Here is a 15401-nt window from a genome sequence, read left to right on the forward strand (position 1 = left end):
ATGCCATGATCCGGTCAATCCTTATCATCTGCACCGGCAATGTCTGTCGCAGTCCCATGGCTGCATGCCTGTTCAGGCGAGCCTTGCCCGACTGCGAAGTTGCATCCGCGGGTCTTGCCCCGCCGATCGGCGCCAAGGCAGATCCGCGCGCCGTCAGGCTTCTTGCGAGCGAGGGGTGCGACCTTGCCGCCCACCGCGCGCGCGCCGTCGACGCGGCCATGGTGGCGACCGCCGAGCTGATTCTTGTGATGGATGGCGAGCAGCGCAGGCAGCTGGAGGATCTTTTCCCGCACGCCCAGGGCAAAACATATCGAATCTGCGAGTTTGTGTACGCGGACGTACCGGATCCTTACGGCTGTTCCGCCAGCATGTTCGGTATCGTGCTTGAGCTGATGAAGCACGGCATCGAAACATGGCTCACGCAATTCGAGGCGGATTCAGCCGCCGCTAAAACCGATGGAGATTCGCCATGAGAACGGTCGATATGCACGATGACACGTCCGGCGGCCGGGACATCGATGGCAAGTCGATCGACGTGACGGCCTATCTTGACGTCCTGGTGCGCTATCGCTGGACGTTCCTGGTTACGGCGGCCATCGTCATCGGGATCGGCGTCCTCTACGCGGTCCTTGCAAGCCCGATCTACCGCAGCGACGTGATGGTCCAGGTGGAAGAGCCCAACAGCAACACCAACGCCAATAACGGCAAGCTCAATGCCGGGATTTTTCCGATGCTGGACGTGAAGCCCACAGCCAGTGCCGAAGTCGAGCTGTTGCGTTCCCGCATGGTGGTGGGCAAAGCGGTCGACAACCTGCAGCTTTACATCGAGGCGAAGCCTCGCTACTTCCCGTTGGTCGGCAAGGTCATCGCCAGCTTCAATCGCGAACTGTCGACGCCTGGCCTGTTCGGCTGGGGTGGCTTTGCCTGGGGGCATGAATCGATCACCGTCCGGCAACTGGACGTGCCGGCAAACATGGAAGGCCGCAAGATCTTGCTGACCGCCCTGGGAGACCGCCACTACCGGGTCGGATTTTCCAGCGACAACGCAACCGCCACGGGCACGGTGGGAGAGCCACTGTCGATTTCCACTGCCGCGGGGCCCGTGACGCTTCTTGTGAGCGAACTGGACAGCAAGGCGGGTACGGCCTTCACGCTGCGGCGGATTTCGCGCGGCGATGCGATTGCGCAATTGCAGGTGCGGCTGACCATTGCCGAACGAGGCAAGCAAAGCGGGGTCATCGGCGTCTCCCTGGAAGGCGAATCCCCCGATACGATTGCCCAGATCCTCAATGAAATTGGCGACGCCTACGTTGACCAGAACGTGCGACGCAAGGCAGCGGAAGCCGAAAAATCGCTGGCATTCCTGGAACAGCAGCTGCCGGAACTCCGCCAACAGGTGGAGGCCGCGGAGACCCGGTACAACGCCATGCGCAACCAGCGCGGGACCGTGGACCTGAATGAAGAATCCAAGCTGCTCCTGGCGCAACAGGTGCAGATCCACACGAAACTGCAGGAGCTCAGGCAACGACGGCAGGACCTGGCATCGCGTTTCACGTCGGGCCACCCCGCCATTGGCCTGATCGACAGCCAGATAGCGGGCCTGACCGGCGAACTCAATAGTCTTTCCGGTCGTATCCAGAAGCTTCCCGACGATGAACAGAAGGTGCTGCGCCTGATGCGTGATGTCAAGGTCAACTCAGAGATGCTGCAATCCACGCTCAACGATGTTCAGCAGCTGCGGCTGATGCGGGCCAGCAAGGTGGGGACGGCTCGCCTGGTCGACCCCGCGGAGGTTCCGGTAAAGCCTGTGCGGCCCAATCGCAAGATGATCGGCATGCTTGCGGTCCTGTCCGGGCTGATGGCCGGACTCTCGCTGGTCATCGTGCGCCAGCTACTGAACGGGGGCGTGGCCGATGCGGAAGAAATCGAGGAGAAGACCGGGATGATCGTGTACTCGACGATCCCGTTCAGCGGACAGCAGTCGCAACTCGATCCGGTCGGGAGCAATCCCGTGGGACTGCTGGCGACCGAGCACCCCGATGACCCGATCACGGAATGTCTGCGGAGCTTCCGGACCGCACTGCAGTTCGCCATCACTGGCAGGAACAACAAAGTGGTCGTCTTTGTCGGGCCCGCCCCCGGAGTGGGCAAGTCGTTCGTCTGCTCGAACTTTGCCGCCATTGCGGCCGCCGGGCATCGTGTGGTGCTCATTGACGGAGACCTGCGCCGCGGCGAACTGCATCGCCGCTTCAACGACAAGCGCAGCCCCGGGCTGACCGAGCTGCTGATGGGTGCACCGCTCGATCGCGTGATACGGCGGCAGGTCGCGCCGGGACTGGATTTCATCCCTACGGGAAGCGAGCCACCGCATGCTGCCGACCTGCTGTCGGGTCCGGGTATGGACGCCTTGCTGGACGAACTCAAGTCGCGCTATGACCTGGTCCTGATTGATACGCCGCCCGTACTGGCGGCCTCCGACGCCGGTATCCTGGCCAGCAAGGCAGGTGCCGTGTTCATGGTCGTCCGTGCGGAAAGCACCACGATCAGCGAACTGGTCGCATCGCGGCGGGAGATCCAGCAGGCAGGCGGAGAGGTCAGGGGCGTGATCTTCAACGGACTGAACGTCGAAGGACGCTGGTACCGGGCACACTACTACTTTGGCAAATATCGTTACTCTGGCGAATATGGCAACGTGAATTCGAAGCGCGCGTGATACGGTCGTCGTGTGCCTGGAATACGCAAGATAGGCCAGGCTTTTTGCAAGTCCCGCGCCGGAGCCCTCTGCCAGGCCCCGGTGACTGACGTAGGCGAGGTCGCCATGCCACTCATCACTGCTTCCTCAGTGGTCTCCATCGTGATCGCCGGGGCCGGCGGCCTGGGGCTGGAGCTCTTTGATTACCTTGACAGGGAAGCCCTGGATGGGGGACCGCCGGTGGTCGGCTTCATTGACGACACGCCCGGGAAGGTACCGGATGGCGTGGACCGGCCCAACCTCGGTCCGATCCGGCAGTTCGTTGCCGCGCCCCATCAAGGGGTGATGGTTGCCATTGGCGCCCCCGGGGCACGTCGCGAGGTACTCGCCTGGCTATCGCAACAAGGCGCCATGATGCCGTCGTATGTCCATGCCACGGCACTGGTTTCAACATCGTCCCGCCTGGGCATGGCCGCGTTGATCTTCCCGTTTACCGTCGTGAGCCGCGATGCATCGGTGGAGGACGGCGTGGTTGCCAATGCGTTCTGCGGCATCGGCCATGGGGCTTCCGTCGGTCACTGCTCGGTGCTTTCCCCGCATGTCGTACTGAATGGCAATTCCGCCGTCGGGCCCGGCTGCTTCCTGGGTACCCGCGCCACGGTGTATCCCGGCGTCAGGGTCGGCGCGGAATGCACGGTGGACTCTCACACAGGCGTGTCGTCCAACGTCAAGGACCGGCAGTTCGTCACCTCCGGGGCGTACCAGATTGCTTCACGCCGCATTCGTGACGAATAGGTTGGGCGTGGCCTGCGCGGCCACCATGCGTCCCGTCTGCGGCGAGCCCGCTAGGAACGTAGACGACGCCACTGGACAAAGATCGTCACGACGGTCCCGCCGGAGATAGGGTCAGTCGCTATCCTGCGCGAATATCGCTCGGTAACGCCAAGGCAGTCCAACCCTTTCGACCACAGCTGAACGCGGATCGGATACAGCGATACAGGAACCAGCACGACCAGGACCAGGCCTAGCAGCAGGCCATTCAAGGCGGGCGCCCGGACAGCCGGGATCTTCCTGCGGGAAGGACGCAGATTCGCCCACGTCACGATGAAACCGATGCCCATGCCGATCACGGTCTCCGCCATCGTGTGATAGCGGCCTGCGATCAGCGCGACGGCCGCGAGCAATGCCACGCCAATGCCGGCCCTCGTTCCCATGCGGGCCGCCTTTTCGCCCCAGATCGATCCCAGCACAGTCAACGACATCGGATAGACGGCAGCGGTCAGCATGGCGTGTCCGCTGATGCTGTACAGGTTGGCAGAGGGGATGGACCACCCACCGAACTCGAAAGCCAGCTTTCCGGCGACGATCGCGGACGCGCCCGCGCAAAGTGTGAAGAGCCAGTAGTAGGCCTGCTTCCAGAGCCCCTGGTATGCGAGACGCATCGCAACAAAGGCCGCGAGCGGAAACAGGAAAGAGGCATCGCCAAACCGCGCAACTAGGAACCAGGGAATATGCACGCTCGCTCCAGATCGTCGTCTGCATCCGCCTCGGCGAAATGCGGAATGATGATGCTGAAGGCCTTACCCAACATCGGCATCCGCCGCATGCCGTGGGCTCCCCCTGAACCGTGGCGCCGAGAACTCTCCCGCCGCACTGATCCCGTCCCGCGCCAGCACCTTGTTGACCGTCCGCCAGAGCACCACGATATCCAGCCACACCGACACATGATCCACATACCACACGTCCAGCCTGAACTTCTCCTCCCAGCTGATCGCATTGCGCCCGCTGATCTGCGCCAGCCCGGTGATGCCCGGACGGACATCGTGGCGACGCGCCTGTTCCGCCGAGTAAAGCGGCAGGTACTCCATCAGCAGCGGACGCGGGCCCACCAGGCTCATATCGCCTTTGAGGACGTTCCAGAGCTCGGGCAGCTCGTCGAGACTGGTAGCGCGAAGGAAAGCACCGAACTTCGTGAGCCGGTCCGGGTCGGGCAGCAACTCGCCATCCGGCCCGCGCGCATCGGTCATGGTGCGGAACTTGACGATATGGAATGGCTGGCCATGCAGTCCTGGCCGCACCTGCCGGAAAAAGACCGGCGTGCCCAGCTTCCGGCGGACGGCGCAGATCAGGACCAGAAGAGGAATGGCGAGCAGCAGCAGGCCCACCAGGGAGAGAACCACGTCGAAGATGCGCTTCATGATGCTTCCTGCCTTGAAAGTCGCCTGGGCAAGCCACTACGTTCGCAGCCTGGATGCGGAACACCGCAGGACGAGGCTCGTCACCCGCCTGATATCGTGCGCTGGCCCTCTGTGCAAAGACAGACCCTGGCCGATCTGCACCATTCGATCAATATAATCGAGCGCAAACGCCTGCCGATGATCGATATGTGGCGGCGGGCACAGTGTGCCCTTCACCCTTACATCCCGTGGTCGCGTTGCGTGACCCTCGCCGCCTGTTGGGCCAGCGCGGCGTTCCCGGCGGCACGCGCCTGCCGATAGTCCCTGATCCATGCACGAAGCCTGATATCGACAGGACGCTCAACGGTTCGATAGACAAAGGCCGCTACCAGCACCGACGCAAACATCAGCGACAGGCAGATCAGGTCCCCTGGCAGGAGGCGATGTTTGTCCGCTCCGGTCAGCACCCGTGCAAACGCAGGAATCGTGAACGCCTGCAGCAGGTACAGGGAATAGGATGCGTCCCCGACCTGCTGCAGCAGGTCACTGCCCTTCCAGCCGCCCGCGGCTTCCCTGAGGATCACCCCCGAGACCAACAGCGCTGCCGGAATCCCTGCACATACGACCCTGTGCGCCATGTCGGAGGCAGGCGTCCCTACGCAGAACCCCAACACACCTGCGGCAATGATGACGGCCGCGGTCCGCGCGGAGACTCTGAAGCCGGATCGATAGGCCCAGGCGAACAGGCAGCCGAATACGAATTCCAGCAACAACGGATCGGTCAGGAACCTGAAGAGGTACGCCGACGGCCGCGTCAATGACAGGACGGAAAGCCCTGCGAAAATGGCGACGAGGACCAGCCGGCTGCGTGCTTCCGCGAAGCAGATCGACACGGCAAAAATCGCATAGAAAAACATCTCGTAGGTCAGCGTCCAGCCAACATAGAGGATCGGGTAATAGCTGCCGCTTTCCCTGACCTCGTAGGGGAGGAAGAGATACGAAGTCACCGCCTGCGCCAGCGTGAACTCCGTCGTCTTCAGGCTCGGCACGACCCACACGATCGCCAGCATCAGGCTTGTGAGCAGCCAGTACATCGGGGCGATCCGCGCGATCCGGGCGGCCATGAATTCCCTTGCCGCCACCACGCCCCGGTCTCGCCCCGCGGTCGTCATCACCATGACGAAGCCGGAGATAAAGAAGAAGATGTCGACGCCCGCCCATCCCCACGCGGACGCGTGGCTCACGATCCCCGGTTTCCAGCCTTGGATCTGTATGGTGGCGGCGCAATGGTAGGCAACGACCGCCATCGCTGCGATGGCACGCAGGCACTGGACGGAAGACAGCATTGGCTTGGACATGGTTACTGTGCTCCCGATCGTGGCCTGGACGGCTATGTATGCCCCGAACGGGGGCTTTGTCCTGACATTGTGGCCCTCGGCAAACGGGAGCACTGTTGCCAGTCCCACACATGCAGTGGTGTTCGGTACGCCCGTCCCCACGTGGCGCCGGGCATCTGTTGGAGAGCGCACCGATGCAGCCCGGCGGCATCGGTACAGTCAGCCTCGACGATCGGGCTTGCTACACGCCCGGCGTTGACCGGTGCAGAGGATCCCCATGAAATCTACGACCGTACCCAGCGAAGGCGGTGGCGGACTCGACGCCACCACGCCAGCCACGCTTCCCCCCCACCCGCTGCACGGTCCCGATGCGATCTGGCAGGAAACCAACTGCTATATCGACCTGTGGGTCGAACTGCTGCACGCCTGGGGCCTCGATCCGCGCGCCGCGCTGCCGTTCACGGTGGCGCAGGACTTCGAAGGCGACCACTTCACCTTCTTCAAGTATCCGCAAGCCGACCTGGAAACGCTGTACGGCACGGTGGTCCAGGAAATGGCGGTCTATGACACGCTGCTGGCGCACGTCGTCGCGCAGGTCGAGCGCGGCCATACGGTGCTGGTCGAGGTCGACAGCTTCTACCTGCCCGATACGCACGCCACGGCGTACCGGCGCGAGCACGTCAAGACCACGGTGGCGATCGACTACATCAATCCCCAGGCGCAACGGCTTTCGTATTTCCACAGCCTCGGCTATCACAGCGCGCAGGACGAGGATTATCGCGGCCTGTTGCGGCTGTCGCCGGAACTGAGCGGCAACGGCAACATCCTGTTTCCCTATGCCGAATGCGCCAAGCGCGTGCGGCCCGCGCTGGCCATGCCTGCGATGGCAGATGCCTCGGTCGCGCTGATGCGCCAGCATCTGGAGCGCCTGCCCGCCATCAATCCCGTCAGCCAATGGCGCCAGGAATTCGACGCGCATATGGATACGCTGCTGGCGCGTGACGAAGCCTACTTCCACCTCTACACCTTCAACCTGCCCCGTCAGCTCGGTGCTAACTTCGAGATGCTGCATCACTGGCTACGGTGGCTCGACGAGCAGGGCCGCGGTACAACGTTGACGGCCGAGGCCGCCGAGACGGCAAGCGCCATCGCAACGGAAGCAAAGGTGCTGCAGTTCCGCCTCGCCCGCGCCGTAGCGCGCCGCCGCGCCGATCCTTGCACGCAGAGCCTGGAAGCATTGGAGTCCAGCTACGAGAAGACCATCGACAAGCTGCGTGCGGCCTTCGGCCCCACAGTCGCAGTCGCGGCGGCCGCCTGAAGCCTTCGGCGATTCCCGTCGCCTCGCAGGCGACTGGAATCGCGCGCACCACAGCGCGCATGTCGTGCGCCGCTATCCGTCGTAGCCAAGCGGGTGCTCGGCGTTGAGCGCGTAGATTTCGCCGGAGGGCGCCGGCGCGGCATCGCCGCCGGCCTGGCCATCGAACACGAGCCGAAGCCGCCGGCTGTCGCCCGGCGCGAGATGGAACCAGTTCTCGCTGGCGTCGTAGCTGCGGTCTTCGATATGCACCCAGCGTGCGAAGCGCCGGGCCGTGACGGTGAGCCACCAGTCGTCATCCACGCGTTCGAGCCGGGCTTGCAGATCCGGCGCCTTGAGTGCGGCGGCGCGGCGATCAGGCAGGTACACGGCCTGGCTCAGCGGTTCGCCGCCCGCTTCCGCGCGCAGCGTTGCGTGCACCACGTCGTGCGTGGGCGGGCCGAAGCGGTAGGCATAGGTGAAATCGAAGAACCGGTCGAGCAGCGCCGCCGCCTCTATGCAGGCCGCGCCGTGGGCAGGCAGCTGGACCAGCTGGCGCGCCTGGGCCACGACGATCTCGCCATCGCGCAGGCAACGCAGCTCCAGCCACAACGCACGCGCCTGCGCCGTTTCGTTGAGCACGTGCAGGTGCAGGCCGTTGAGGCCTTCATCGGTGATCAGTACCTGAAGCGGCTGCCAGGCCTGCCTCAACGCATGCCAGGCCGATTTGGGCCTGCCGCACGCATCGACGATGCCCCAGCCGGCACCCGGCAGCAGATCCTGGAACTGCCAGACCAGCCCGCCCGCGCAACTCGAGCCGACACGCCGCCATTCGGCGAAGACATCGCTCATCACCTCGGCCACCACCGCGCGCGACAGCATCAGGTAGCGCTGCGGCTGCTCATAGCGCAGGCGCGCGGGATCGACGTCATACAAGGTGCGCAGGTAGTGTTCGCGCACATCCTCGAAGTCCCACGAGGCGCCGGCATCGCGCGGCACCCTCGCTTTCCAGCGCGGCGAATGCAGCGGGGGCGAACCGCTCTCAGCGAGCGTGCGGTCGCACGGGACATTGGCGAAGGCCAGGCATTCGGAGGCGAACCGCACCTGCGCCAGGCGCGCGTCGGCCAGCGGCCGCTGGTAGGCACCGACGCCGTAATAGTGGCTGACGCCGGTATCGGGCTGGAACGGCAAGGCACCGCCGCTAGGCGAGTTGCCGACATACACGACATCGGGCCGATGCGTGGCAACCAGGTCCGGCATCAAGGCATCGAACAGCGGTTGCTTCCAGTCACTGCGCGCGGCCCCGAGCATGGCGGCCTGCTGCTCCGCTTCGCTGGCACCGCAGACCACCGCGATCGACGGATGCGTGCGCGTCGAAGTCAGCCACTCGGCCACTTCGCGCGCCGCATCGTCCGTCAGGCCAACGCCGGGTCCGATGCTGCCGTAATCGAAGTTGGCAAACATGAAGTCTTGCCAGACCAGCACGCCCAGTTCATCGCAAACCCGATAGAAGGCGTCGCCCGGATAGCACGTCACGCCGCTCACGCGGACCATATTCATGCCGCCCGCGCGCGCCAGTGCCAGCCAGCGCCTGGACGCGTCTTCGGTATCGGCCAGGCCGGGCAGGTCCACGCTGGAAATGCAGGCGCCGCGGCAGAAGATCCGCTCGCCATTGATGTGCGGGGCGAACTCGCCCATTGCCTCAGTCAGGCCGAGCGAGACACTGCGAAAGCCCACGCGGCCGCAGTGGACGCTGTGCCCTTCAATCATCGCCTCGACGCCGTAGAGATGCGGTTCGCCATGCGTATGCGGCCACCATAGCCGCGGGCGATCGATATGGATGGCACCTTCCAGCGTGTGGCCATCGATTCGCGTCAACGCGCCCCGATGGCGGCCTCCCGCTTCGTCGCTGACCGCGAACGATCCCGACGCGGGCGCCGTTGCCGGAAAATGCAGGCGCACCGAGACCACGCCGCTGTGTTCCTGCATGCGCGCGCGCAGGTCGGCACGCAGGCCGTGCAGGATATCGCCGCTGGCCGGATCCAGCAGTTCCACGGGCCGCCAGGGACCGACCGCATGGACCGGCGGGCACCAGCCCGGCATGTGGCCGAGCAGCGTCGTGCGCACCGCGCGCAACTGCGGCGGCACGATCATCCTTGGCTTCCAGCGCACCGGACCGCGCTGCTTGCGCAGCCACGGTTCGAGCGCGCGAAAGCAGATATGCAGCACGTTGTCGCCGGCAAGGTCGACCTCGACCTCGTGCGCGACAAACATGTGCCGCGTGCTCAGGACCAGCGTGCCGTTGAGCCAGACTTCGGCGACCGTGGCCAGGCCGTTGAAGCGCAGCGTCCTGCGGCCCTGGCCGGCGAACGTGGTGCGATACCAATGGTCGTGCACGTGCAAGGGCGGCGGTGCCGCGTCGTCCCAGCGCCCCGCGGCGCGCAGCGCGCCGGCGACGGTGCCCGGCACCGGGGCCGGCAACCACGCCATGCCCGCCTGCAAGGCGGCGGGACTTGGCGCGGCGCCGGCGGCCGTTTGCGCCCAGGTCCATGCCCCGTCGAGCGCGGCGCTCACGATGCCGATCCCTGGCCGGCCGGCCGGCACGGCGCCCCAGATCGGCACACGGCTGGTGTCCAGGCAGTTGTGCTGCGTCATGAGGCACTCGCCGCGGCGTGTCAGAGGCCCCCGAGCGCCTCGCGCACGCGCCGCGGCCACTTCGCCAGCTCGAAGCCGTGATGGCGCAGCAACGCCAGCGTCAGGCGCTCGATGCCGAAGCCGACGCAACCGGTGTGGGCCGGCTCGCCGTCCGCCGTGCGCAAGGGCCACGCATGGGCAAAATGGTCCATGTGGTAGTTGAAACTCATGCAGGCCGTGGGCGGCGCGCCATCGTTGATCGGCACCAGCAGTTCGAACTTCAGCTTCAGTTCGCGCTGGCTGTCGGCGACGATCTTGCCGCCGCGGCCAAAGAACGGATCGTTCGCCAGGTCGACCTCATGGGGCAGCTCCAGCATGCCGGCAAGCTGCTTGCCGCGCTCGATCCACACCTGACGGAACGCGACGATCTGCTCGGCCGTACCGAGCCGCACGTATTCGCGCTGCCGGAACATCTGCATGCGTGCCGGATCGATCGATGGCTCATGGCGGAAGCAGTATGTCAGCACGTCGACCACCATCCCGTCTACGGGCATGGGTCCGCGCGACGCAATCAGCGGATACACCGGATAGCACGCCGCGGGCGCCAGCACGACATCGGTCGGGCGCTGCTGGTCGGCCCATTCCTCGCCTTGCTCGAGCCGCGCCAGCAGGCGGTGGTGGTCGCGATCGCTGCCGCAGAAGCAATGCACCGTACCCGCCAGTTGCGGAAAGCTCTTGAGGTACTCGCTGGCCTCGAAATCCTGGCGCGGCATGGCCGGGGGAAAGCGCATCACCTCCGCGTGCTGGTCGGCGCCAAGCCGGGTCACGGCGGCGTTCAGGCCATCGGCGATGCTCTCGAACAAGCCGCTGCGGCCGTAGATGCCGTCGACCGCGCTGGGATACAGCACGCGCGCATCGATCAGCGCCTGCCGGTAAGCGCGGCGCCCGGCGTCCGGATCGGGCGCGGGCTGTGGCGAGGCATAGCTGCGGCCGGAAGCGGCCGGCGATTCGTCGTCCGGCGCATAAGCGCTGCTGGCATTTTCCATGGTCGGTTCCTTACGCGGACCGGTCCGCCAGCAACAGGTTGGCGGTGTTGGTCAGGATGCGATCGTTGTTGATCATGAGCGGCGCGGACCACAGGTCGCGCAGGTGGCGGCCCAGGCTGAAGGGTGTGCCGTGCTTGTAGCCAGCCATGCCGCAGACCAGCATCGCGATATGCACCGCTTCCAGCGCCATGGCCGACACGCTGGTCTTCAGGCCATTCATTTCCGCCGCCAGGTTGAAAGTCGCCGACATGCTCTGGCCCGCGTCACGCTCGCGCTGGTGCGTCAGCGCGAGTTCGAGCCTGCCTTCCAGCATCTGGATGATGGCCACGGCTTCCGCCACGCGCGTGGCCGATGGCGGCAGTGTTCCGGGGCGGGCGCGGGCCTGGCCCTGGAACAGCGACTTGGCACGCTGGACCGCATCGGCCGCAATGCCGGTCCACAACGCGGACCACAGGATGTGCGACACGGGCGTCATGGTGGCGTCGGCGATTTCACCGAACGGCACCGGGAGAACCTGGTCGGTATGGCCACGGGCTTCCAGCCGGTAGCCATTGCTGCAGGTGCCGCGCATGCCCAGCGTGTCCCACGTGGACAGGCTTTCCAGCGCATAGTCGGGCTTGAGCACGCTGACCATGACCTGGTCCGACGGCGAAGCATCGGCACTGCGCCGCGCGGTCACGAGAATGCCATCCGCGTGCGCGCCATAGGAGATGGTCGGCGCCATCTTGAGCAGGTGCAGGCTGGCGCCGTCGACATTGATGGCGCAGCCGCTGTTGCGCAAGGCGCCGCCGATGGCTTCTTCCGACGTGGCCGAGGCCAGCAGCAACTGTTCGCCGGCCAGGCGCCGCAACAGCTGCGCATGCCAGGCGCTGTCGCTCGCATGGTTGACCAGGCACGCCACCTGGATCTGGTGCATGGCGTAGATCATCCCGGTCGAGGCACAGGCGCCGCCAAGGATGCGGCAGACGCCTGCGATGGTGTCCAGGGACGCGCCGCCGCCACCGAAGGCCACCGGCACCATGGCGCCCAGCAGCTTCTGCTCGCGCAGCACCGCGAAGGCTTCGTGCGGAAAACGCGCGTCGCCGTCAACCTGGTCCGCAAAGCGGGCCGCCTCGGGCACCGTGCGATGCGCTGCGGCCAGCCAGTCGCCGGCCTCCATGACATCGGGCCGCGGATGCGCCAGCTCCACGCTGGCAAGGACGGGTTTCATGCGGCCTCCTGTTCTTGCTTGATCAGCTCCGCCGCGGCGGCCAGCGAGTTGATGCTGCGGAACAACTGGCGGGTCAAGAGCCGGTCAGGGATCTCGATGCCGAATTCGTTCTCCATCGCGAGCATGACATGCACGGTGGCCAGCGACGAAAGTCCCGCCGCATACAGGTCGGCCTGGTCGTCCAACGACTCCACCGGTACATCGAGGCGGGCGACTTCTGAAAGGATGGTACGTATCGCTGCTTTCATGCTTGCGCTCCCGTGGCCGGGCTGCTTGCCCGTGTGTCCACCCATTTGGCCTAAACCAGTGGAAGAAATCGGTGCGGTGCCACACGAACGTTGCATGTTCGAATCACCGGATCGCCCCGGATGTTGCAGCCATGCATCGTCGCGAGCGGAGGACACTGATCGTGGTATGGGACCCGCGCGCCGATCGCTATCGGACGCCGAATGGACGCCGAATGAACGCGGAATGGACGCGGATGGGGCCACGCAGAAACGGGTACGCCCGGCTGCCGCCGGGCTGCCTCATGCGGCCTTCGTACCGGATGCGTCCGCCGCCTTGTCGGCATGGTTGGTCAACGCCGGATGCTTGATCGCGGCGCGCGGCAAGGGCATCCCGAGGTAAGGATTGATGCTGTTGAAATCCGCGCGGTTGCTGCGCCGCTGCACCACGCCATTCAGGATGCCGCCCATCAGCCGAGCATCGGCGCGCGCCAGGCGCTTGAGGGTTTCGTTGACCTGCTCCGCCGGCGTGGCGTCGGCGCGAATGACCAGCAGCGTCGATCCCGCCAGGCTGGCGACCAGCGTCGCGTCGGCCACCGCCATCACGGGCGGCGTGTCGACGATGACCAGGTCGAAGCGGCCCGCGCAGCGGCGCAGGTTGTCCGCCAGCGTTGGCAGCATCAGCAGCTCGGACGGGTTGGCTGGCGTCTGGCCGTGCGTGAGGATGAACAGCCCGCTGACCACGGTCGGCCGGACGGCCTCGGCAATCTGCAGGCGGCCGGCCAGGACTTCGGCAAGCCCGCCTTCAGGCGGCTGGTCGAACCAGTCGGCGATCTTGCCGCGGCGCAGGTCCGCATCGACCAGCAGCACGCGCTGGCCGGCTTCCGCGAACAGCACCGCGAGATTGACCGCGGAGAACGTCTTGCCCGCACCCACCGCGGGGCTGGTCACGGCCACCACGCCATCGGGCGCACCGCGCAGCGAGAAATGCAGCGCCGCGCGCAAGCTGCGCAGCCCCTCCACGGCGAGCGAATGCGGCGCGCGCCGGGCCAGCAGGAAATGGTCATGCAGTCCCTGCCTGAGCAGCCGTTCGCTTTCCGCGTATTCGCTGTCGGACTCGTCACTGGCCGATGCATCGACCAGCGCCGTGCCCGCGCGCGGGGCCTCGAGGCGGCCGTTCGCGTGCAACGCAAAGCCCGCGGCAATGCCCAGGCGCCGCTTGGCGTCGATCTCGCGTTCGAGCTCCGCCTGTTCGTCGCTGAAGGCGACATCGCCGAGCATGGCAATGCCAAGCCGCTGCTCGGCATCGTTGGCCGTGGCCAGCGATGGCTTCAGGCGCTGGCGCACGCCGACGCCGGCCACGCCCAGGCACAGCCCCAGCAGCAGCCCGCCGGAGACGTACGGCCAGGCTCCGGGGCCGACCGAGCGCGCCGGGACGATGGCCTTGTCGACCAGGCGCATCTGGCTGGAGTTGTCCGAGCGCAGCAGCGACAACTGCTCGACTTTCGTGCGCAGCGTCATGTACATGTCCTCGGCCACCTTGACGTCGCGCGCCAGCGCCACCGACTCGCGTTCGGAGGCCGACAGGCTCTGCATGCGGGCGTCGATCTCGGCGCGATCGCGTGTCATCTGCTGGATCTGGCTGTCGACGGTCTTGACCTCGTTCGCATCCGTGGTGAAGCGCTGCAGCAGCTTGGTCCGTTCCATCCTGAGCGCAGTGATCTGGCGCTGGTACTCCATGCTGTTGTTCAGGAACGATTGCGCGTCGCGGCTTGGCTGCATCGAACCGGTGCGGGCGCGATAGCGGCTCTGCGCCTCTTCGGCACGCGCGAGTTCGGCCTGTACGCGCGGCAACTCGCCGGTCAGGAAGGCCAGCGAGTCGGCAACGTCGCCGCGGCGCTGGGCGGTCTGTCCGCGGATGTAGGCGGCCGTCACGCCGTTGACGAGCGCGGCGGCGGCATCCGGCTCCGGAGATTGCCAGGCGACGCGGACCGTGCTGCCACCGGACTCGGCGCTTTCGCTGTCGACGACCAGGCCCTGCCGGATTGCATCGGCGGTGCGGGCCGGGTCGTGGCGCGTTAGCACGAAGCGCGTGCCGGGCGCGGCCTCGATGCGCGCCACGCGCAGCTCCACGCCGTTGCCGGCGGCATTCTCGCCGACCACGCCTTCGACCAGCGCGGTGTCCTGGTAGCTGATGCGGTAGCTGCCATCGCGCAGCACTTCGAACATCATGGGCTGGTCCACCAGCCGCTCCGGCACGGCCAGGCGGTCCAGCAGGAGCCGCTCGCCGCCCCATGCATAGCCAAGCCACGTGCCACGCGGCTGGCCCGGCGTGGACCATCGCTCGAACAGCGCGCCGAGCAGCGGCGCGCGCACCGGCCGCGCGGTGATGTCCAGGTGCAGTGCCTCGACCACCGGCGCCACGATGGCACGGCTGCGCAGCAGGCCGGCGTCGAGCTGCGCGCCCGGCTGCGTCTGCGCGGCATTGCGCGCGGCGCCATCCTTGCCTTCCACCTGCACCAGCGCCTGGGCACGGTATTCCAGCGGGGACGACAGCGCCACCATGCCGCCGATGGCCGCGCCGAGCGCTCCGGCGGCGACGATCCAGCCCAGGTGGTCCATCAGGACGCGAGCCCGCAAGGCCCGCGCCGCCGGGGCTTCATGCCGGGGCATCTCCCGGTCGGCCGGTGCACCGGCATAGGACAGTCTGCTCACGGAAACGACTCCTCATCCTCAAAGCGATGAAGGCCGGACACGCAGCGTGTGCTGCGGCACCGGCCATGGCGG

12 protein-coding genes are annotated in these 15401 nt (G+C 66.2%); 4 read left to right on the forward strand and 8 right to left on the reverse strand.

Annotated elements, in window-relative coordinates; all coding sequences use genetic code 11:
* The first annotated feature begins 5 nt into the window (after positions 1-5).
* The 3 genes from ACIGJB_RS28870 to ACIGJB_RS28880 all read left to right on the forward strand — a co-directional run bounded on the left by ACIGJB_RS28870 (position 6) and on the right by ACIGJB_RS28880 (position 3487).
* Positions 6-473 (forward strand): low molecular weight protein-tyrosine-phosphatase, encoded by a 468-nt coding sequence (locus ACIGJB_RS28870; RefSeq protein ID WP_483733352.1) that lies wholly within the window; start codon positions 6-8, stop codon positions 471-473.
* Positions 470-2713, forward strand: a complete 2244-nt coding sequence (locus ACIGJB_RS28875; RefSeq protein WP_483733353.1) for a polysaccharide biosynthesis tyrosine autokinase — start codon at positions 470-472, stop codon at positions 2711-2713. The genes ACIGJB_RS28870 and ACIGJB_RS28875 overlap by 4 nt, the downstream gene beginning before the upstream one ends.
* A gap of 105 nt (positions 2714-2818) precedes the next feature.
* Complete coding sequence (locus ACIGJB_RS28880) at positions 2819-3487, forward strand: acetyltransferase (protein WP_483733354.1); 669 nt, start codon at positions 2819-2821, stop codon at positions 3485-3487.
* Between the two features lie 50 nt (positions 3488-3537).
* Here the strand turns inward: ACIGJB_RS28880 and ACIGJB_RS28885 are convergent, their stop codons facing one another.
* The 3 genes from ACIGJB_RS28885 to ACIGJB_RS28895 form a co-directional block, all read right to left on the reverse strand.
* Positions 3538-4209 (reverse strand): hypothetical protein, encoded by a 672-nt coding sequence (locus ACIGJB_RS28885; protein ID WP_483733355.1) that lies wholly within the window; start codon positions 4207-4209, stop codon positions 3538-3540.
* A gap of 63 nt (positions 4210-4272) precedes the next feature.
* Positions 4273-4890, reverse strand: a complete 618-nt coding sequence (locus ACIGJB_RS28890; RefSeq protein WP_483733356.1) for a sugar transferase — start codon at positions 4888-4890, stop codon at positions 4273-4275.
* 218 nt (positions 4891-5108) lie between these two features.
* Positions 5109-6227, reverse strand: coding sequence for an acyltransferase family protein (locus ACIGJB_RS28895; protein WP_483733357.1), 1119 nt, complete (start codon positions 6225-6227; stop codon positions 5109-5111).
* A 256-nt stretch (positions 6228-6483) separates the two neighbouring features.
* Between ACIGJB_RS28895 and ACIGJB_RS28900 the strand changes: the two genes are divergently transcribed.
* Positions 6484-7524 carry a DUF1839 family protein gene (locus tag ACIGJB_RS28900; protein WP_483733358.1) on the forward strand — a complete coding sequence of 347 codons (1041 nt, stop codon included), beginning with the start codon at positions 6484-6486 and terminating at the stop codon, positions 7522-7524.
* A 72-nt stretch (positions 7525-7596) separates the two neighbouring features.
* Here the strand turns inward: ACIGJB_RS28900 and ACIGJB_RS28905 are convergent, their stop codons facing one another.
* The 5 genes from ACIGJB_RS28905 to ACIGJB_RS28925 form a co-directional block, all read right to left on the reverse strand.
* Positions 7597-10155, reverse strand: a complete 2559-nt coding sequence (locus ACIGJB_RS28905; protein WP_483733359.1) for a beta-mannosidase — start codon at positions 10153-10155, stop codon at positions 7597-7599.
* A 20-nt stretch (positions 10156-10175) separates the two neighbouring features.
* Positions 10176-11180, reverse strand: a complete 1005-nt coding sequence (locus ACIGJB_RS28910) for an amino acid--[acyl-carrier-protein] ligase (RefSeq protein ID WP_483733360.1) — start codon at positions 11178-11180, stop codon at positions 10176-10178.
* A 10-nt stretch (positions 11181-11190) separates the two neighbouring features.
* Positions 11191-12390 (reverse strand): acyl-CoA dehydrogenase family protein, encoded by a 1200-nt coding sequence (locus tag ACIGJB_RS28915; protein WP_483733361.1) that lies wholly within the window; start codon positions 12388-12390, stop codon positions 11191-11193.
* Positions 12387-12638, reverse strand: a complete 252-nt coding sequence (locus ACIGJB_RS28920; protein WP_483712812.1) for an acyl carrier protein — start codon at positions 12636-12638, stop codon at positions 12387-12389. The genes ACIGJB_RS28915 and ACIGJB_RS28920 overlap by 4 nt, the downstream gene beginning before the upstream one ends.
* Positions 12639-12917: 279 nt before the next feature.
* A complete protein-coding gene (locus ACIGJB_RS28925; RefSeq protein WP_483733362.1) occupies positions 12918-15329 on the reverse strand; it encodes a polysaccharide biosynthesis tyrosine autokinase in 2412 nt (803 codons plus the stop codon).
* Positions 15330-15401 lie beyond the last annotated feature (72 nt).

It is taken from the genome of Cupriavidus sp. C2SS-8b, from assembly GCF_057073745.1.